Raw genomic sequence first — 17,498 nt, 5'->3', positions numbered from 1 at the left:
TCAGGCTGTCACCGCGTCACGCGGTCTCGTAGGCTTCCTCGCGGATCCAGTCGTACCCCTTGTCCTCCAGCTCCTCGGCGAGGGAGGCGTCGCCCTCCTTGACGACCTTGCCGTCGAGCATCACGTGGACGTAGTCCGGCTCCACGTAGTCGAGGATGCGCTGGTAGTGGGTGATCTGGAGGATGCCCGTGCCGACCTCGTCGCGCAGGGCGTTGATACCGTTCGAGACGTCCTGCAGGCGGTCGATGTCCAGCCCGGAGTCGATCTCGTCGAGCACCGCGATGGACGGTTCGAGGATGGCGGCCTGCAGCACCTCGTTCTGCTTCTTCTCCCCGCCGGAGAAGCCAGCGTTCAGGTAGCGCTGGGCGAACCGCTCGTCCATGTCGAGCAGCTCCATCTTCTCCTGGAGGAGCTGCTGGAACTCCGCGACGCCGACCTCGCCGTCGTCCGGGTTCCCCTCCATCGGGGAGGTGTCGTAGCCCGCCTCCTCCTCCTCTTCCTCCTCGGCGTCGTCGCCCTCGAACAGCTCCTCGCGCTCCTCCAGTTTGGCGTTGAGCGCCGTCCGCAGGAAGTTCACCATCGTGACGCCCTCGATCTCCGCCGGATACTGGAAGCCGAGGAAGATGCCGAGCGCCGCGCGCTCGTTGGGTTCGAGGTCGAGGAGGCTCCAGGTCGCGGTCTCCTCGTCGATGTCGATGTCCTCGCCGAACTCCCCCTCCTCCAGGTGGAGCAGGACCTCGCCGTCGGTGACCTCGTAGGCCGGGTGGCCGGCGATGACCTTCGCGGTCGTCGACTTGCCCGAACCGTTCGGCCCCATCAGGGCGTGAATCTCGCCGGACGATACTTCCAGGTCGACGCCGCGGAGGATGGTCTCGCCGCCCTCCTCGGCGACCTTCGCGTGCAGGTTCTTGATCTCCAGCGTTGCCATTGTAGAACAGCCGGATACTAGCGGAGAACGGGGTTAATGCTTACGGGTTCGCCCGGGCCGAGTTGTGCTATCGGAAAATAATTTTCTCCGAAAGGGAGCCGAGGGCAGGTATTACATGAAGGAGCCCAATCCGGTCTGTTCTTGCCCGTCTCTGACCTCCTCCCACGAGACGTCCAGCGCTTCGAGGATGCGCTCGATGGGGCCGCGGAGCGTCTTGTCGAGCATCACGTCCCAGTCGACGTTGAACTCCTCGGGCACCTCGTCGGCGTACTCGAAGCAGATGACGTCCGGGTCGCGCTTGAACTCGCCGTACAGCGCGTTCTGGCGGGCGTCGAGTCCCCGCTCGGCCTCGACCCGCTCGAAGAAGGCCGGGTGGACCTTCGACAGGTAGAGCCGCTTGGGCTTCGACCCGCGCTGGAAGTTGGTGCCGAGCAGGAGGTTCGCGTACTTCGCGCCGCGGACGTGGGCCGTGTCCGTGTCGTAGGCGTCGAGTTTCTTCCCGATGCCGCCGGGGATGGCGATGTCGTCGAGCGGGCGGTCCCCCTCGCGGAAGTCGACGATGACGTCGTGGACGTAGTCCTTGACGCCCTCCACGTCGCCCTCCTTGACGATCATCTCCAGCACCGTCTTCTGGACCTCCTTCGTGACGGGGGCGATGTCCGAGCGCTTGTACTCGAAGCCCGTGATGTCGATGTCGTCGACGTCCTTCCCCTCCTTCCAGACGATGTGGCCGGCGTAGCGCTTCTTCTTGCCCGCCTGGAAGAACCGCCGGTAGAGCTTCTCGAACTCGATCTGGAAGCGGTGCTCCTCGGCGTTCAGCTCCTCGCGGGCGAACGTGTCGTACGAGCCGTTGATGTGCTCCTCTATCTCGAAGGAGGCGTCGAGCGCATCCTCCTTCGTGTAGTCGGGGCCGAGTTCGAGCATCACGGAGTCGGTGTCGCCGTACGCGACCTCGTAGCCGATCTCGTTCGCCGAGCGCTCCGTGAACTCGATGACCTCCCGGCCGGTGGCGGTGACCGCCGCGCCCATTTCCTTGTCGTACAGGCGGAACCGGTCCCAGCCCAGCACGCCGTACAGCGAGTTCATGATGACCTTCACCGCGGCCTGCTGGGAATCGTAGCGCGTGTACGCGTCCGTCCCGGGCTCGTGCTCGTCGCGGGCGGCCTTCTTCTCCTCGCGCTCCGTGAGGAGTTCGTCCACCATCTCCCGGATGATGCCGTCCGGCTCCTTGCGGAAGTGGGTCCCGTTGGGCGCACGGTAGGTCTCGCCGTCGTACTCGGCGGGGTCGACCTTCGTCTCGGGGCTGGCGTTCGTCGTCACCATACACATCGGGTAGAGGCTCTTCAGGTCGAGCACGGTGACGTTCTCGCGGACGCCCGAGATCGGGTCGAAGACGGCCCCGCCCTCGTAGTCCTCGGACTCGACGGTCCCCTTCGAGGGGAGCGCGAAGTCGCCGTGGACCTTGTGGAGGATGTAGAGGTCCACCGCGTCGCCGGGCGTCGTCGCGTCCTCCAGCTTACAGCCGACGAAGGAGGCGACCTCCTGCCAGAACGGGATGAGGTCGCCCTTGCGGTCGATCTCGACGCAGAGCTCCACGTCCCTGACGTTGTACTCCAGCAGGCGCTCGGGGTCGTTCTCCCAGAGGTCGCCGATGTCGCCCGTGTAGCGCTCCTTGCCGACGCCGAGTTCCTGCTCGGCGACGGCGTCCAGCCGGTAGGAGTCGAGTTCGGAGTACTGTCGGCGCTCGTAGGCGTACAGCAGGTCGAAGACGACGCGTCCCTTGATGTTCGGGCCCCCCCACCCGGAGTCCCACACCTCGTCCACGCGCGAGAGGCGGTCGGATTCGAGGCCGAGTTCGTCGAGGCGGGCGACGTAGTACGGCGCGTCGAAGTCGTCGAAGTTCCACCCCGTCAGCACGTCGGGGTCCGTGTCGTCGAGGTAGTCGAGGTACGCCTCGTGCATCCCCTCCTCGCTGTCGAACACGCGGAGGTCGAGGTCCGCCGCCGAGCCGTCCTCCCAGAACTCGAAACCGTCGAGCGACTCGGGGGCATCGACGGTCGCCTCGGGCGCGTCGTATAGCCACGCCACGTACTCGTCGTCGTAGGAGTCGTGGGTCGTCATGCAGATGACCGGCTCCTCGCCGTCCTCGGGGAAGCCCGAGCGGTCGTCCACCTCGATGTCGAGGGTGTGGACGCGCGGCTCCACGTCGAGGTCGACGGGCGCGACCTGCCCGTGGTGGACCTTCAGCGTGCCGTCGTCGGCCCGCTGGGCCGGAACGGAGATACCCGAAGTCACGTCCTTGTCGATGAGCAGGCGGTTCGGGAAGAGGATGTCCGCCTCGTAGTGGTCGAAGCGGTCGCGCAGTTGCCCCACGTCGCGGGGCGTCTGGCCGAACACCTTGACGAGGTCCTCGCCGCGGATGGACTCGTAGACGGCGACCTCATCGGAGGCCGGCGCGTCGAGCGTCGGGTCGAGGTCGCCCTCGGTTTCGAGCCCGACGATGCGTTCCTCCATCAGCCGGTCGTCGGCGAAGTCCGACTCGCGGAGCGGGCGGTCCTCCTCGGGCTCCTCGTGGGTGAGGTCGGCGACCGGCGTGTAGAAGTACGGCTGGAAGTCGAGCACGCGGACGTGTTCGGTCCCGCGGTCGGGCGTCCGCCCGAACACGTGGAGGACGGGGTACTCGTCGTCGCCGTACCCCTCGACGGTGTAGTCCACCTGCGTCACGGCGAGTTCGACGACGCCGTCGGCCTCGGGGAAGCGGTGTTCGGAGAGGTCCACGAGTTCGGCCACCTCGTCGCCCTCGGTGACGTGGCGGGCCTCGGCCTCCTCGCCGTCCTCGTCCGCGGGGTCGGCCGCGCCCCCGCCGAAGTCGGCGAGGCTGGCGTTGCCGTCGTTCATTGGGCGTCCTTACCAGCGGCCCCCGGTAAAGACATCGGTGGCGCCCCGCCGACCGCGGGACGGCGGGTATTCCCGGGGCCGCAAGGCATATACCATGACACGGCATACCACACTTCGGTGACACACGACATGCCCGAGTCCCCCACCCAGGACGTGGACAGCCCGGAGACGGCACCCGAAGCGGCGGAACTCACCGTGGAGGCGTACGAGACGGACGAGGGCGTCGTGTTCTACGACGCGGCGGAGCCGACCGCCTGGCTCCAGGCCGGGACCGCGGTCCGCCTCGACGAGATGGCCTGACCGACGGACGAACCCTTTTCGGCGCGCGGCACCTCCCGCGGGGTAGTGAGCGACAAGCGACGCCCGGTGAAGGAACGGCTCCGGTCCGCCGGCGACGACGGCGGCTGGCCGGACGAACCCGAGGAGTTCGACCCGACCAGCCTCGGGCCCGACCCCGTCTCGCCGTCCCCGCCGGAGACGGACGCCGAGGGCGGGGACCTCGCCGACGCGTTCTGGAACGCCGTGGTGCTCGCCAACGTCGGCGTGCTCGCCGTCTCCGTCGCGCCGATGTTCGTCTACTTCCAGGGCCGGCTGGCGCTCGGCGGGGGGCTGTTCGCCGTCGGCGCCGTCGCGCTCTACCGCACCTACCGGGTGTACGACCGCGCGACGAGCGACGACGGGAGCGAGGACCCCGAGGAGGACGACGGAGGTGTCGAGGCGTGAGGACCGTCGAACACGACGGCGACCGCTACCTGCTCGTGAAACGGTCGAGCGACACCTCGCGCGTCCGGGACCCCGAGACGGGCGAGGAGCGGTACCTCCCGACGGCGGAGCTCTCGACGCTCGACGACGGCCCGCTGGAGACGGCCGCCGCGGCCGTCCCCGAGCCCCTGCGGCGGCTCGTCCGCGCGACCCGCGACGACCGCGCGCTCGGCCTGCTCGTGGAGCTCTCGCGGGGGCCGGTCGCCGTCCGCGACCTCATGAACGAGTACGACCTCTGCGAGTCCGACGCGCTCGGGACGGTCACGGAGTTCCGGGCCGCGGGCCTCGTCGCGGAGACGACCGTGGCCGGCGAGCGCGGCTACGAACTCACGGCGGAGGGCGAGACGGCGGTCGCGGCGCTCGTCGGCGTCAGTTGAACGCGGACAGCGCCGCGGCGTCCGCGGCGTCGGCCCGCTCGACGGACGAGCGGTTCGAGGTGGGGTCCTTCCGCACCGTGACGAGTTCGTCCGCCGCGCCGACGAGTTCGTCGTCGTGGCTCACGACGAGTATCTGGTCCACGCCGAGCTCCGTCATCGACTCGATGAGCCCCACGAGCTTCGAGACGTGGCCCGAGTCGAGGAACACCGTCGGCTCGTCGAGGATGAGCGGCGGCATCGGGGCGGCCCCGTCGATGCCCTCCGCGAGCAGGCGGTAGATGGCACACCGCAGCGAGAGGTTGAACACCGCGCGCTCGCCGCCCGACAGCTGTTCGGGGTCGAGCGGCTCCCCGTCCTTCTGGTACACCGTCAGCGCGTACTCGCCGTCGAGTTCGATGTGCGAGTAGGCGTCGTTGCCGTAGACGAGCTCGAACGTCTCGTTCAGCATCCGCTCCAGCTTGCGGACGTTCCGCTGGCGAAGCTCGGCGCGGAGGTCCGCGTACGTCTCCTGGAGCGTGCGCGCCTCGCGGTACAGCGAGTCCAGCCGCTCGACCGTCTCGGCGAGCTCGTCGCGCCGCTCGCGGAGCTCCCCGAGTCGGGCTATCTCCCCCTCGACGCCGCCGATCTTGGTCTGTAGCTCGTCGCGCTCGTCCGTGAGCCCGTCCAGCTTCGGCTCCACCTTCGAGAGGTACGCCTCCGCCTTCTCCTTCTTCTCCTCGGCCGCGTCGAGGGTTCCCTCGTCCAGCGCCTCGGCGAGCTCGGCCTTCCGCTCGCGCTTCTCGCTCAGCCGCTCGCGCAGGAGGTCGGCGCGGTCGGCGAGGTTCGCGCGCGCCTCGCGCAGGGACTCGACCTCCGACTCGGCCTCGGCGACGTCGTCCAGCAGGTCGGCGAGCGACTCGACCCGCTCGATGGCCCGCTTCAGGTCGGCGGACTCGCCGTTGAGCTCCCCCATCCGGTCCCGGGCCGCGTCGGCCCGCGCCGCCGCCGCCTCGACCTCCTCGCGCTTCGATTCGGCCTCGGCACCGAGGGTTTCGGCCTCCCCGCGGAGCGTCTCGACGCGTGCCTCGCGGTCGTCGAGCAGCGACTCGCGCTCCGCGACGCGCTCGCGCAGCCGGTCGCGGTCGTCGCGCAGGTCGGCGAGCTCGTCCGCGGCCGCGACCAGCTCCTCGGCGCGGTCGAGGGTCTCGCGGAGGTCGTCGCGCCGCTCCACGAGCGACTCGACCTCGGCGGCGAGGTCGGCGACGCGCTCGCGGTCCGCCTCGACCGAGTCCACGTGCGGGGAGTCGTCGACGGGCTGGCCGCACTCGGGGCATTTGCCCTCCTCCAGCAGACGTTCGGCCTCGGCGACGGCCTCCCGGGCGTTCGACAGGTCCGCCTCGACGCCCGCGAGCTCCTCGCGCGTCCCGTTCAGGCGCTCGGCCACGTCGTCGCGGTGCGACTCGGCCCCGTCCGGCTCGACCGGCGCGTCCTCGAAGGTCGCGCGGGTGTCCTCGATCTCGTCGCCGAGCGCCCCGATGCGCTCGCGCGTCTCGGCGAGGTCGTCGCGGGCGTCCGCGAGGTCGGCTTCGAGCTCGTCGGCCTCCTCGCGCTTCGCTTCCGCCTCCGATTCGAGCTCGTCGGCGCGCTCGCGGGCGTTCTCCGCGTCGCCGGCGTGCTTCTGCACCTCGACGCTCTGCTCGCGTATCCGCTCGGCGGCCTCGTCCTTCCGCTCGCGCAGGTCGGCGAGGCGCTCGTCGAGCGCGCCGTCGGGGAGCGCGGCCGCGTCGTCGGCGTCGAGTTCGGTGTCGGCGAGCAGGTCGGCGGCCTCCGCCCGGAGGTCGTCGGCGCGCTCGCGCAGCGCGGCGATGCGGTCGGCCTTCTCCGAGCGCTCGCTCTCGGCCGCCGCGATGTCGTCCGTGAGTTCCTCGACGTCGTCCTCCACCCCGGCGAGTTCGGCCTGCCGCTCCTCGTACTCGGCCAGCGTCTCGGCGGCCTCGTCGCGCTGGGTCCGCGCCTTCTCGCGGTTCTCCTCGAAGCGCTCGATGTCCGCCTGTACGTCCGCGAGCTCGGACTTCAGCGCGTTCAGCCGGTCGTGGAGGTCCTCGTCCTCCTTGGCGGCGACCTGCGCCTCCACGTCCTCCAGCGCGCCCTGCTTGTTGTCTCGGACGCGACCGACACCGACCCGGGCGTCGGAGGCGCGCTCGCGGTAGTCCTCCAGCTTCCCGAGCTGGAGCAGGTCGTCTATCATGTCCTGTCGCTCGCCCGGCGAGGCGTTGATGAGCTTGTTCACCTCGCCCTGCCGGACGTACGCGCAGTTGACGAACGCCGAGGCGTCCATCCGCAGGAGGTCGGCGACGGCGGCGCGCACGTCGCGAGCGCCGTCGACCGTCGCCTCGGGCCCCTCCAGCACACAGGTCGTCGTGGTCGCGGAGCCGCCGCGGACCGTCAGCTCCCGCTCGATGCGGTAGTCGCCGCCCGCGTGCGAGAACCACAGTTCGACGGCGGCCTCCTCCGCGCCGATGGTGATGACCTCGTCGAGGGTGCGGTCGAGCGCCCGGGCGCCGTACAGCGCGAAGAAGCACGCTTCGAGCAGCGAGGACTTCCCGGAGCCGTTCAGCCCGTGGATGACCGTCACGCCGCTCGTCAGCCGGAGGTCGGTGTCGGCGTAGCACTTGAAGTTCGACAGCCGGAGCCGCTCGAACCTCACGAGTAATCACCCAGCGAGGGCTGGCCGTCGTCGCCCGCCTCGGCGACCTCCTCCGCGGGGGCCGGGTCCGGCGGGGAGTCCGCCTCGTCGGTCGTCTCGTCGTCCGTGGTGTCGGCCACGGTTCCTTCGTCGGCCGCGTCTCCGTCCGCGGTATCGGCCGCGCTCTCCTCGTCGGGCGCGGGGGCCGCCCCCTCCGTCCCGTTCGTCCCGTCTGCCGTATCGCCATCGCCCTCCATCCGGTCGGCGACCGTCTCGGCCTCGGGCTCCGGGTCGGACGCCGGCTCGAAGGCGTCGAGGTCGCCGTCGTCGACCGCCGCGCGGACGCGGTCCTCGACGGTGTCGGCGACGTTCGCGTCCGCCACCTTCGAGGCGCGGACCGTCTCGTCGAGGTCGCGGGCCGCTTCGGAGAGGCCCATCCCCGACAGCCGTTCGCGCACGGCGTCGTCCGGGTCGGCGAAGGTCACGTCGAGGTCCGTCTCGGGGTCGGCGAGCTCCCGGCGGTCCTTCACGCGGGCGACGAGCGCCCCCTCCTCGCTCGCGAACTCCTCGATGCGCGCGGGGGTGACCGGGTCGCCCTCGCCGTCGATGTCCACGATAACGACGGCGTCCGTCAGGTCGTGCTGCCCGACCTGCTCGCGCACGCGCTCGTCCCCCTCGCCCTCGGCGAGGTCAACGGAGACGAAGACGAACTCCCGGGTCGGGATGCCGCGGCGGGAGATGCGCGCCTCGCCGTCGGCGAATTCCACGATGTTGTAGCCGCGGTCCTCGCGCTCGCTCGCGGAGGCGCGCTCGGTGGACCCGCAGTAGGTGACCCACGTCCCCTCGACGTCGGCGCGCTCGGGCGTGTGTTCGTCCCCGAGCAGGAACGCGTCGAAGTCGAGGTTCGCCTCGGCGAGCACCTCGCGGGCGTCCCACTCGACGTTGCCGTAGTCGGGGACGAGCGGCTCGAACAGCCCGTGGGAAACGAGCGCGGCGTGGTCGGCGTCGTGGGGGGCGAACTCGTAGTCGAGGGCGTCGCGCTTCGACCGCGGGACGAAGTCCAGCCCGTAGAACGCCGTGTCGCCGACGACGACCGGCTCGTCGCCGAGCCGGGTGGCGAGCCCCATCGACTCGAAGAGGTCGAGCCACTGGCCGTCGCGGGTCGACTCGTGGTTGCCGACGACGGCGAGGAAGGGGACCCCGGCGTCGTCGAGTTCCCGGAGGACGGAGAGCGTGCCGAGCAGGTCGGGGAGCGCCGGCCGGCGGTCGTGGAACAGGTCGCCGGCGTGGACGACGGCGTCCACCCCGTCCTCGACGGCGTCGCGGGCCACGCGCCGGAACGCGTCGAGGAAGTCCTGCCGGCGCGCCGGCAGGTGGTACTGCTGGTACCCGAGGTGGGTGTCACCGGTGTGTATCACCCGTGTCATTTCCTCCGGCTTGGCCGCCGTCCCGTATAGGGGTATCGCGACCGCGGCGGAACTGGTCGCGGCCGCGTGCGGCCGCGGCGAGGCGGTCAAAGGCGTCGAGCACTCGGGCGGCGCGGTCGGCTCGCTCGTCGTCCGTCGCGGCCAGCGCGCGGAGCCGTCGGAGGCCCCCGGACTCGCGGAACGTCGCGGCGCGGTCGAGGTCGGCGAGCGCGCGCTGGCCGCGGTCGAGCGGGTCGTCGCGGACGAGTCGGGAGAGCGCGCGCTTCGCGTCGTGGCGGTCGGACACGGGCCGGGTGGTCCCGGCCGTCGTGAAAAGGTTACTCGATGGCGAGGGTGTAGACGCGCTTGCGGGCGTCGGTGAAGGAGAACCGCGAGTCCACGGCGTCGCACTCCTCCAGCCGCGAGAGGGCGTAGCGGACGGTTCGGGCGGGCAGCAGCGTCTCCTCGGCGAGCTGTGACTGCGTCAGCCGCTCGTTGTACTCCAGCGCCTTGGCCACGAGCTTCGCGCTCGGGGGCAGTTCGCGGACGGCCTCCCAGCCCTCCGCGTCCGGGTCGGTCTCGGTCTCTGTCGCGCTCATTGCCGACGGCTACAAGATGCCGACTGATAATATTTGTTGTTCCGTTCTATAACCAACATTCATACAGCACGAAACAGCCGTTTTCGGCGCAGCGGACGTGAGCGGCCCGATACCGGCGAAAACCCCCCGACCCGAAGCCTCTTATGAGTCGGTCCGCTACGTAGGGGCAATGACTGACACTGTCGACGACGTCGATATGCCGTACGACGACGACGCGTCGCAGCAGGACAAGCTGGAGTCGCTGCGCGAGCGGCTCGACATCCTCGAAGCTCAGAACGAGGAGATGCGCGACAAGCTGCTCGACGCGAACGCGGAGAACAACAAGTACCAGCAGAAGCTGGAGCGGCTCACCCACGAGAACAAGAAGCTCAAGCAGTCGCCGCTGTTCGTCGCCACGGTCCAGGAGATAACGGACAACGGCGTCGTCATCAAACAGCACGGCAACAACCAGGAGGCGCTGACCGAGGTCACCGCCGAGATGCGCGAGGAGATCGAGCCGGACTCCCGCGTCGCCGTGAACAACTCGCTGTCCATCGTGAAGGTGCTGGACGACGAGACGGACGTCCGCGCCCGCGTGATGCAGGTCGAGACGAAACCCGACGTGAGCTACGAGGACATCGGCGGCATCGACGAGCAGATGGAGGAGGTTCGCGAGACGGTCGAGCTCCCCCTCAAGAGCCCCGAGATGTTCGACGAGGTCGGCATCGACCCGCCGAGCGGCGTCCTGCTGTACGGGCCGCCGGGCACGGGGAAGACGATGCTCGCGAAGGCCGTCGCGAACCAGACCGACGCCACCTTCATCAAGATGGCCGGCTCGGAGCTGGTTCACAAGTTCATCGGCGAGGGCGCGAAGCTCGTGCGCGACCTGTTCGAGCTCGCGCGCCAGCACCAGCCCGCGGTCATCTTCATCGACGAGATAGACGCCATCGCCTCGAAGCGGACCGACTCGAAGACGAGCGGCGACGCCGAGGTCCAGCGCACGATGATGCAGCTGCTCGCCGAGATGGACGGCTTCGAGGAGCGCGGCGACATCTCCATCATCGCCGCGACGAACCGCTTCGACATGCTCGACCGCGCCATCCTCCGGCCAGGTCGCTTCGACCGCCTCATCGAGGTGCCCAAGCCCGACGCCGAGGGGCGGGAGCTCATCTTCGAGATACACACGCGCGGCATGAACGTCGCCGACGACGTGGACTTCGCCGCGCTCGCCGAGCTGGCCGACAACGCCTCCGGCGCGGACATCAAGGCCATCTGTACGGAGGCCGGGATGTTCGCCATCCGCGAGGACCGTACGGAGATTCGGACGGCTGACTTCGAGAACGCGTGGGAGAAGATACAGCACGAGGAGGACGAGAGCGACGAGGTCTCGAAGACCTTCGCCTGATTCCTTCCGAGCCTCGCCGCCGTCGGTTTTCGAGCGCCCACACCGCGTAGCGGCATCTCCGGAAACCGAAGCTTATGAGCCGCCCGTGGAGACGGGCTGTGTGCGACTTCGTGGCCGAACCGGGCGAGGGGCGGAGGGGGCGGCCGCTCGTCGCGGTGGTCTTTCCTCGCGACGCGCGCCGTCGGCCGGTGACGACAGGGACCGGCGGCTACAGCAAGTAGAACAGCGCGAACGGGACGACGAAGAGCAGGACGAACATCACGGTGAGGACGACGAGGTAGCTCGCGCCCGTCCCGGCGACGGTGCGCCACGAGGGGTGGTCGAGCTCCGAGCGGTCGAGTGCCATACCGCATCGTGCGGGGGGCGCTCCTTAGCGGTTCCGGCTACGCGAGGATGTCCTGCACCCGCCGGGGTTCGCCCGACAGCGCCGGCTCCTTCTCCACGAGCTGTAACACCTCGTGGTCGGTCACGTCCGGGTACGACTTGCCGGTGGCGTCCTCGATGAGCGCCTTCTCCAGCCGGAACTCCGTGCCCTCGTACACCACGTCCACGCCCTGCTCGTCGAAGGAGAGAACGGTCATACCGGCGGTAGCCGACGGGCGGGCAAAAGCGGTGCGCTCGCGGCGCGGGCGCGTCGGACGCGCGTCCGACGGAGGGATTATGTGTAGCCGTTTCCACACACGGGTATGTCACTGCGGTCCGACCCGCTGGACCGTCTCGCCATCCCCGACGGCACGGTGGTCGAGGAACACGACCTCGTGGCCGACGGGGACGTCGTCGTCGGCGGTCAGTCCACGGTGGAGTTCGGCGTCCGCGGGCGGAACGTCATCGCCGGCGAGCGGGTGCGCTTCGGCGGCGACATCGAGGCCGACGGCGACTGCCGACTCGACATGTGGTGTGACGTGGCCGGCAACGTCCTCGTGGGCGAGGACGCCTACCTCGGCGAGCGCGTCCACATCGCGGGCCAGTTGATGGTGTCGGGCGACCTCGACATCGGCGACGACGTGGACATCGAGGAGGGGTTCGAGGCGAACGGCTGGATCGTCATCCGCAACCCCGTCCCGACCGTGGTGTTCCTGTTCATCTACCTCGCACAGCTGCTCAGGCTGGGCGAGGAGGAGGCCGCCGAGGAGGTGTGGAACGAGATGCGCGACGGGCGCGAGCGCGACCCCGTGCTCGTCCCGCGGTCGTCGCACATCTCCGACGACGCGTGGCGCGTCTCGGCGCCGGCGTCCATCGGCAGCGAGTGCCGGCTGCACGGCAACCTCCGCGCCGAGCGGCTGGACGTGGGGGCCGACACCGAGATATTCGGCAGCCTCCGCGCGAAGGGCGACATCGCCATCGCCGCGGGAACGGTGGTCCACGGCGACGTGACGACCCGGGGCGGGACCGTCCGAATCGCGGCGGGCGTCCACGTCCGCGGCGACGTCTCGTGTGAAGCGCTCGAACTCGACGACGACGCGGAGATAGACGGGGCCATTCGCGCCCGCGACGCGGTGCGGGTGGTGGATACGGAGGGGGCGGCCGACACGGCGGAGGAACCGGCCGACGGTGACGACACGGCCGACGACGAGCCCGTTCCGGCCGTCGTCCCCGTCGAGGAGGAGGAGCCGGAACCGGCCGTCGTGCGCGTCGAGCAGGCCGTGCGGCGGGTGGCGGACGACGCCGACGAGCGGAACGACGGCGACGCGACCGAGGGCGACCCGGACGATGACAACGCGACCGACGACGACGCGGTCCACATCCCGGACGCGGAGGAGACGGCGGCCGCCGAGTCGGCCTCGGAGTCCGAGGAGTCGCCGGACGGCCTCGCGGGCGCGCTCGCCGAGGCGGAGAAGCGGTAGGCCCTTCTACCGGGCGACGATACCCGGGGTATGCTCTCGGTCGCGCTCGCCGGCAAGCCGAACGCGGGGAAATCGACCTTCTACAAGGCGGCGACGATGGCCGACGTGGACATCGGGAACTACCCGTTCACGACCATCGACCCGAACCGCGGGGTCACGCACGCCCGCACCGACTGTCCCTGTCTGGACCGCGAGGAGCGGTGCGGCGACGAGAACTGCCACGACGGGAAGCGGTACGTCCCGGTCGAACTGCTGGACGTGGCCGGCCTCGTGCCCGGCGCCCACGAGGGGAAGGGCCTCGGCAATCAGTTCCTCGACGCGCTGTCGAACGCGGACGTGGTCCTGAACGTCGTGGACGCCTCCGGCGGGACGAACGCCGAGGGGGAACCCGTCGAGACGGGGTCGTACGACCCGACGGAGGACGTGGCGTTCATCGAGCGGGAGATGGACCTGTGGATAGCGGGCATCCTCGACCGCAACTGGGAGACGGTGACGCGACAGTCGCGCTCCCCGGACTTCGACATCGACGACGCGCTCACGGAGGTGCTGACGGGCGTCGGCGGGAGCGCGGCCGACGTGGCGCGCGTCCTCCGGCGCGTCGAGTACCCCGAGGCGCCGCAGGCGTGGGAGGACAGCCACCGGGAGTCGCTGGCCGCGGAGTTCCGCGCCGAGACGAAGCCCATCGTCGTCGTCGCGAACAAGGCCGACATCGCGCCCGAGGGGAACGTCGAGGCGCTGCGCGAGGCGGCCGAGGGCGCGGTCGTCCCCTGTACCGCGGAGGGGGAACTCGCCCTGCGGACGGCCGCCGAGGCCGGCGTCGTGGACTACGACCCCGGCGACCCGGACTTCGAGATACTGGGGGACCTCTCGGACGCGCAGGCCGAGGGGCTCGAACGCATCCGCGGCGTGATGGCCGAGTTCGGGGGGACGGGCGTGCAGGGGGCCATCGACACGGCCGTTTACGACCTGCTCGACCGCATCACGGCGTTCCCCGTCCAGAACGAGACGCACTGGACCGACGGGCAGGGGAACGTCCTCCCCGACGCGTTCCTCCTGGCGCGCGGCTCCACCCCGAAGGACCTCGCGTACGCCGTCCACTCGGACATCGGCGACGGCTACCTCCACGCCGTCGACGCGAGGGAGAACCGTCGCGTCGGCGAGGAGCACGAACTCTCCGAGGGGGACGTGGTGAAGATCGTCTCCACGGCGAAATGAGAACAACCGAGCGACGGCGCGCGACCGCGATAGCCTTCGTCGTCGCGGCGCTGGCGGGGCTGGCGCTCGAAGCGACCGTGCTCGGGAGCGGCGACCTCCCCTACGGCGTCCGGAGCCTGTTCATCGCGGCGGGCGCGGCCGGCGGGACGTGGCTCGCGTGGGGCGAGCTGTGACCGTCTCGTGGACGGCGACGACGAGCGCCGGCACCACGACCATGAACAGGTGTTCCTCAACCGGGATGCCGAACGCCTCGACGCCCGTGGCGAGTTCGACGGCGAACACGCCCACTTCGAGGGTGTACCAGTCCCAGACGAACGCGAGCGGGTAGAGCACGAGGACGGTGCGGGCGGCCCGCGCGAGGGCGCCGGCCCGCACGAGCAGGGCGAACGCCAGCGCGCCGAAGGCGACCTCCGTCGCGAGGTAGGTGTACGGACCGAGGACGCCGATGTCGGGGAGCGGTACCCCGGCGAGCGGGCGGAACCACACCGCCGCGACGAGCAGGGCGAGGAAGACGTAGGCGCCCCTGATGAGGAGCATCGTCGCGAGTTCGGCGTCGGCCCGGGCCGCGTAGAGGGCGACGACCCCGAACGCGACGGCCGCGAGCGGCGCCGAGGGCGGGAACGTCCCGCCCACCGAGAACAGGAGGACGAGGACGAACCCCGCGTACACGAGCGTGTAGGCGAACGCGCGGGCGCGCTCCCGACCGAGGGCGACGGCGACGGTCCGCTTCGCGATGGAGCGGTCGTACTCGTAGTCCGTCGAGTCGTCTATCACCTTCACCCCCGCGAGCGTGACGAGGAAGACGAGGCCGAACGCCAGCGGCTCGGCGGCGAGGGCGCCGGCCTGCGCGTAGTACCCGCCGAGGATGGCGAGCGCGATGCCGAGCGGGTAGCCGAGCGTCGTCGTCACGGGGTTCGTGTCGAACTGCGGCGCGTGGAGGAAGCCGAGCAGCCACATCGGGACGGCGAGCGCGGCCGCGCCCGGGCCGGCGACGACGCCGAGCGCGACCGTCGCGAGGGCGAACCCGACCGAGGCGCCCGCGAGCGCGCGGCGACACCCGGCCTCGCTCATCGGGTGGTCGTCGTCCTCGCCGCGGCGGTAGAAGTCCACGTAGCCGTCCTTCACGTGGGCCGTGTACACCGCGAGGAAGGCCGCCGCGAGGTGGAGGGCGAGCGGCGCGGGGGCGAACGACCCGGCGAGCACCGCGCCGAACCCGCTCGCGGCCAGCGGCGGGAGCATGAAGACCGGGTGGACCTGCGAGGCCAGCGCCCCGAGGTCGGCGCGCAGTCCCGTGTCTCGGCGGGCGAACGACATACGCTACCATACGTCGCGGGAACGAAAAGCGTTCGGCGCTACCGGGTCGCGGCGGTCGCACCGCGCATCGCTTCGAGCGCCTCCTTCAGCGTCTCGACGTTCACGGCGTAGGAGATACGCGCGTGGCCCGCGCCGCCCGCGCCGAACGCCTCGCCGGGGACGACGACCACGTCGCGCTCGATGACCGCGTCGACCCAGCCGTCGGGCACCTTCGGCATCGCGTAGAACGCGCCCTGCGGCGTCGGCGTGTCGAGGCCCATGTCCGCGAGGCCGTCGAGCAGCACGTCGCGGCGCTCGTTGAACGCCGCCACCATCTCGTCCACCACGTCCTGCGGCCCGGAGAGGGCGGCCTCGGCCGCGTACTGGGCCGGCGCGGAGGCACACGCCTGCACGTACTGGTGGACGCGGAGCATCCGCTCGATGCGGTCGGTGGTCGAGGCCACCCACCCGAGGCGCCACCCGGTCATCGAGTAGGTCTTCGAGCAGGCGTTGACGACGGCGACGTTCTCGCCGAACTCCATCGGCGAACGGTGTTCGCCCTCGAAGACGATGCGCTCGTACACCTCGTCGGAGATACACAACACGTCGTGTTCGTCGGCGATACGCGCGAACTCGCGCATGTCCTCGGGCGACTGCACCGCGCCGGTTGGGTTGGCCGGCGAGCAGACGACGAACGCCGCGGTGTCGTCGGTGATGTTCGCCTCCACCGTCGCGGGGTCGAGGGTGAGGTCGTCGCGGAGTTCGACCGGCTTCGGCGTGCCGCCCGCGAGTTTCGTCAGCGCGTCGTACGCGACGAAGCCGGGGTCGGGGAAGATAACCTCGTCGCCGGGGTCGACGTGCGCCTCCATCGCGATGTGGAGCGCCTCGCTTCCCCCCGCGGTGGCGATGACGTCGCCGGGGTCCACGTCGAGGTCGTTGTCGCGAGCGTGTTTGTCGGCGATGGCCTCGCGCAGTTCGAGCGTCCCCTTGTTGGAGGTGTACGCGTCCACGTCGCCCGACTCGATGGCCTCGATGGCTCCCCGTCGGGCGTGGTCGGGCGTCGGGAAGTCGGGCTGGCCGAGGCCGAGGTTGATGGCGTCCGCGCCGGCCGCCTCGAACACCTCGCGGATGCCCGAGATGGAGACCTGCTCGACGCGCTCGGAGAAGCGTGACATACCCGAGGCTGTGAGGCGACCGGAATAACGGTTGCCGTTACTCGTCCAACTCGGCCTCCAGCCGGTCGAGGTGGCTCCGCAGCACCCGGAGGGTGGCGTCCGCGTCGGCGTAGCCCTGCTCGTACTCCTCGTAGGCGCGCTCGGCGTCGGCGACGAACCGCTCGACGGCGTCGTCGGTCACTGGAATCCCCGGATGGTCGTCGCCTCGGTGGACTGGTCGTCGCTCTCGCGGACCTGCCGGGCGAGCCGTTCGCGCGCCTTGCGTATCTCCTCGGCGCGCTCGACGAGCGCGTCCGTCGGCACCTCGATGCCCGTCAGCGGCTCGATGCCGTGTTTCAGGATGGCCCGGGCCGACTCCGGGTCGGGGAACTGCGCCTCCGTCTCGGCGATGAGCGCGACGCCGTCCAGCCCGCGCTCGCTCGCGGCGTGGACGAGCGCCCCGGTCGGCCCGGAGATGAGCCCGGCTTCGCGCGGCGGGTCGATGTCGGCGCCGTCGAGGCGGTCGCGGCCCGCCCCCGTTCCGATGCCGTACACCGCCGGGGGACCGTCCTTCTCCTCGGGGAGCCCGGAGAGGTACACCGGGAAGACGCCCTCGCTCTCGAGCCACGCGGTGACGCAGTCGGTGAACCCCTCGGCGCTCGACGGGGAGATGGGCACGTCCGACTGGAGGACGAGCAGGTCGCGCGACTCGTCGGCGTAGATGCGGACGGGCGGCATCGTGTCGCCCGACTCGGCCCGGTAGACGGCCACCTGCGGCAGTCCGTCGCAGAAGCAGGAGCCGACCCACGTCATGTCGAACGCCTCGACGAGGTGGTCGGCGGCGATCTTGCCGACGAGGCCCGCGCCGGGCATCCCCTCCACGAGCGTCGGGTCCGTCACGTCGAACTCCGTGTGGATGTTCACTTCGGCCATACGCCGGCTTGGGCGGGTCGCGGGATAAGCCCCGCCCCCG

General features: G+C 70.4%; 19 protein-coding genes. 7 read left to right on the top strand and 12 right to left on the bottom strand.

Features of this window, described 5'->3' with window-relative positions; genetic code table 11:
- Nucleotides 1-16: 16 nt before the first annotated feature.
- Nucleotides 17-928, bottom strand: coding sequence for a Fe-S cluster assembly ATPase SufC (gene sufC / locus P2T37_RS11135; RefSeq protein ID WP_276234008.1), 912 nt, complete (start codon nucleotides 926-928; stop codon nucleotides 17-19).
- 111 nt (nucleotides 929-1,039) lie between these two features.
- Entirely contained in the window at nucleotides 1,040-3,826 is a 2,787-nt protein-coding gene (locus tag P2T37_RS11130; RefSeq protein WP_276234007.1) for a DNA-directed DNA polymerase, read from the bottom strand.
- A gap of 117 nt (nucleotides 3,827-3,943) precedes the next feature.
- Here P2T37_RS11130 and P2T37_RS11125 point away from each other — a divergent pair, with 117 nt between their 5' ends.
- Genes P2T37_RS11125 through P2T37_RS11115 form a run of 3 tightly spaced genes read left to right on the top strand, consistent with a single transcriptional unit; the run spans nucleotide 3,944 to nucleotide 4,965 of the window.
- Nucleotides 3,944-4,126 (top strand): DUF7331 family protein, encoded by a 183-nt coding sequence (locus tag P2T37_RS11125; RefSeq protein WP_276234006.1) that lies wholly within the window; start codon nucleotides 3,944-3,946, stop codon nucleotides 4,124-4,126.
- Nucleotides 4,127-4,171: 45 nt separating this feature from the next.
- Entirely contained in the window at nucleotides 4,172-4,549 is a 378-nt protein-coding gene (locus tag P2T37_RS11120) for a DUF7322 domain-containing protein (RefSeq protein ID WP_276234005.1), read from the top strand.
- A complete protein-coding gene (locus P2T37_RS11115; RefSeq protein WP_276234004.1) occupies nucleotides 4,546-4,965 on the top strand; it encodes a DUF7346 family protein in 420 nt (139 codons plus the stop codon). Before P2T37_RS11120 ends, P2T37_RS11115 begins: the two co-directional genes overlap by 4 nt.
- Here P2T37_RS11115 and rad50 read toward each other — a convergent pair.
- The 4 genes from rad50 to P2T37_RS11095 are packed head-to-tail and all read right to left on the bottom strand — an operon-like array spanning nucleotide 4,958 to nucleotide 9,635.
- Nucleotides 4,958-7,651, bottom strand: coding sequence for a DNA double-strand break repair ATPase Rad50 (rad50, locus tag P2T37_RS11110; protein ID WP_276234003.1), 2,694 nt, complete (start codon nucleotides 7,649-7,651; stop codon nucleotides 4,958-4,960). The two genes, P2T37_RS11115 and rad50, sit on opposite strands and share 8 nt — an antisense overlap.
- Entirely contained in the window at nucleotides 7,648-9,057 is a 1,410-nt protein-coding gene (gene mre11, locus P2T37_RS11105; RefSeq protein WP_276234002.1) for a DNA double-strand break repair protein Mre11, read from the bottom strand. Before mre11 ends, rad50 begins: the two co-directional genes overlap by 4 nt.
- On the bottom strand, nucleotides 9,032-9,343 hold the full coding sequence (locus tag P2T37_RS11100) for a hypothetical protein (RefSeq protein ID WP_276234001.1): 312 nt from the start codon (nucleotides 9,341-9,343) through the stop codon (nucleotides 9,032-9,034). Before P2T37_RS11100 ends, mre11 begins: the two co-directional genes overlap by 26 nt.
- Before the next feature lie 31 nt (nucleotides 9,344-9,374).
- Nucleotides 9,375-9,635, bottom strand: a complete 261-nt coding sequence (locus tag P2T37_RS11095; RefSeq protein ID WP_276234000.1) for a MarR family transcriptional regulator — start codon at nucleotides 9,633-9,635, stop codon at nucleotides 9,375-9,377.
- 169 nt (nucleotides 9,636-9,804) lie between these two features.
- On the opposite strand from P2T37_RS11095, the gene pan1 reads away from it, so the two are divergent.
- Nucleotides 9,805-11,019: a proteasome-activating nucleotidase Pan1 gene (pan1, locus tag P2T37_RS11090; protein WP_276233999.1), complete on the top strand. Its 1,215-nt coding sequence runs from the start codon at nucleotides 9,805-9,807 to the stop codon at nucleotides 11,017-11,019.
- Between the two features lie 208 nt (nucleotides 11,020-11,227).
- On the opposite strand, the gene P2T37_RS11085 is transcribed toward pan1, so the two are convergent.
- Entirely contained in the window at nucleotides 11,228-11,365 is a 138-nt protein-coding gene (locus P2T37_RS11085) for a hypothetical protein (RefSeq protein ID WP_276233998.1), read from the bottom strand.
- Nucleotides 11,366-11,402: 37 nt separating this feature from the next.
- Complete coding sequence (locus tag P2T37_RS11080) at nucleotides 11,403-11,600, bottom strand: DUF5800 family protein (RefSeq protein ID WP_276233997.1); 198 nt, start codon at nucleotides 11,598-11,600, stop codon at nucleotides 11,403-11,405.
- A gap of 105 nt (nucleotides 11,601-11,705) precedes the next feature.
- Here P2T37_RS11080 and P2T37_RS11075 point away from each other — a divergent pair, with 105 nt between their 5' ends.
- Genes P2T37_RS11075 through P2T37_RS11065 form a run of 3 tightly spaced genes read left to right on the top strand, consistent with a single transcriptional unit; the run spans nucleotide 11,706 to nucleotide 14,251 of the window.
- On the top strand, nucleotides 11,706-12,863 hold the full coding sequence (locus P2T37_RS11075; RefSeq protein ID WP_276233996.1) for a polymer-forming cytoskeletal protein: 1,158 nt from the start codon (nucleotides 11,706-11,708) through the stop codon (nucleotides 12,861-12,863).
- 30 nt (nucleotides 12,864-12,893) lie between these two features.
- Nucleotides 12,894-14,078 (top strand): redox-regulated ATPase YchF, encoded by a 1,185-nt coding sequence (locus P2T37_RS11070; protein ID WP_276233995.1) that lies wholly within the window; start codon nucleotides 12,894-12,896, stop codon nucleotides 14,076-14,078.
- Complete coding sequence (locus P2T37_RS11065) at nucleotides 14,075-14,251, top strand: hypothetical protein (RefSeq protein ID WP_276233994.1); 177 nt, start codon at nucleotides 14,075-14,077, stop codon at nucleotides 14,249-14,251. The genes P2T37_RS11070 and P2T37_RS11065 overlap by 4 nt, the downstream gene beginning before the upstream one ends.
- Here the strand turns inward: P2T37_RS11065 and P2T37_RS11055 are convergent.
- Genes P2T37_RS11055 through P2T37_RS11040 form a run of 4 tightly spaced genes read right to left on the bottom strand, consistent with a single transcriptional unit; the run spans nucleotide 14,199 to nucleotide 17,458 of the window.
- Nucleotides 14,199-15,392 (bottom strand): UbiA family prenyltransferase, encoded by a 1,194-nt coding sequence (locus tag P2T37_RS11055; protein WP_382211485.1) that lies wholly within the window; start codon nucleotides 15,390-15,392, stop codon nucleotides 14,199-14,201. The genes P2T37_RS11065 and P2T37_RS11055 overlap by 53 nt on opposite strands.
- 38 nt (nucleotides 15,393-15,430) lie before the next feature.
- Nucleotides 15,431-16,546, bottom strand: a complete 1,116-nt coding sequence (locus tag P2T37_RS11050) for a pyridoxal phosphate-dependent aminotransferase (protein ID WP_276233993.1) — start codon at nucleotides 16,544-16,546, stop codon at nucleotides 15,431-15,433.
- 37 nt (nucleotides 16,547-16,583) lie between these two features.
- Nucleotides 16,584-16,727, bottom strand: a complete 144-nt coding sequence (locus P2T37_RS11045; protein ID WP_276236216.1) for a hypothetical protein — start codon at nucleotides 16,725-16,727, stop codon at nucleotides 16,584-16,586.
- A complete protein-coding gene (locus tag P2T37_RS11040; RefSeq protein ID WP_276233992.1) occupies nucleotides 16,724-17,458 on the bottom strand; it encodes a proteasome assembly chaperone family protein in 735 nt (244 codons plus the stop codon). The genes P2T37_RS11045 and P2T37_RS11040 overlap by 4 nt, the downstream gene beginning before the upstream one ends.
- Nucleotides 17,459-17,498: the final 40 nt, after the last annotated feature.

Origin of the sequence: Halosegnis marinus (assembly GCF_029338355.1) — an archaeon.
GTDB lineage: Archaea > Halobacteriota > Halobacteria > Halobacteriales > Haloarculaceae > Halosegnis > Halosegnis marinus.
Note: the sequence above shows the minus strand (reverse complement) of the source record. Positions and strands in the feature narration are given on the sequence as shown.

Coding starts and splice junctions, on each gene's coding strand:
- P2T37_RS11050 (WP_276233993.1), bottom strand. CDS start 16,546: ATGTCACGCTTCTCCGAGCGCGTCGAGCAGGTCTCCATCTCGGGCATC.
- mre11 (WP_276234002.1), bottom strand. CDS start 9,057: ATGACACGGGTGATACACACCGGTGACACCCACCTCGGGTACCAGCAG.
- P2T37_RS11075 (WP_276233996.1), top strand. CDS start 11,706: ATGTCACTGCGGTCCGACCCGCTGGACCGTCTCGCCATCCCCGACGGC.
- P2T37_RS11080 (WP_276233997.1), bottom strand. CDS start 11,600: ATGACCGTTCTCTCCTTCGACGAGCAGGGCGTGGACGTGGTGTACGAG.
- sufC (WP_276234008.1), bottom strand. CDS start 928: ATGGCAACGCTGGAGATCAAGAACCTGCACGCGAAGGTCGCCGAGGAG.
- P2T37_RS11130 (WP_276234007.1), bottom strand. CDS start 3,826: ATGAACGACGGCAACGCCAGCCTCGCCGACTTCGGCGGGGGCGCGGCC.
- P2T37_RS11095 (WP_276234000.1), bottom strand. CDS start 9,635: ATGAGCGCGACAGAGACCGAGACCGACCCGGACGCGGAGGGCTGGGAG.
- P2T37_RS11070 (WP_276233995.1), top strand. CDS start 12,894: ATGCTCTCGGTCGCGCTCGCCGGCAAGCCGAACGCGGGGAAATCGACC.
- P2T37_RS11040 (WP_276233992.1), bottom strand. CDS start 17,458: ATGGCCGAAGTGAACATCCACACGGAGTTCGACGTGACGGACCCGACG.
- P2T37_RS11065 (WP_276233994.1), top strand. CDS start 14,075: ATGAGAACAACCGAGCGACGGCGCGCGACCGCGATAGCCTTCGTCGTC.
- P2T37_RS11085 (WP_276233998.1), bottom strand. CDS start 11,365: ATGGCACTCGACCGCTCGGAGCTCGACCACCCCTCGTGGCGCACCGTC.
- pan1 (WP_276233999.1), top strand. CDS start 9,805: ATGACTGACACTGTCGACGACGTCGATATGCCGTACGACGACGACGCG.
- P2T37_RS11055 (WP_382211485.1), bottom strand. CDS start 15,392: ATGTCGTTCGCCCGCCGAGACACGGGACTGCGCGCCGACCTCGGGGCG.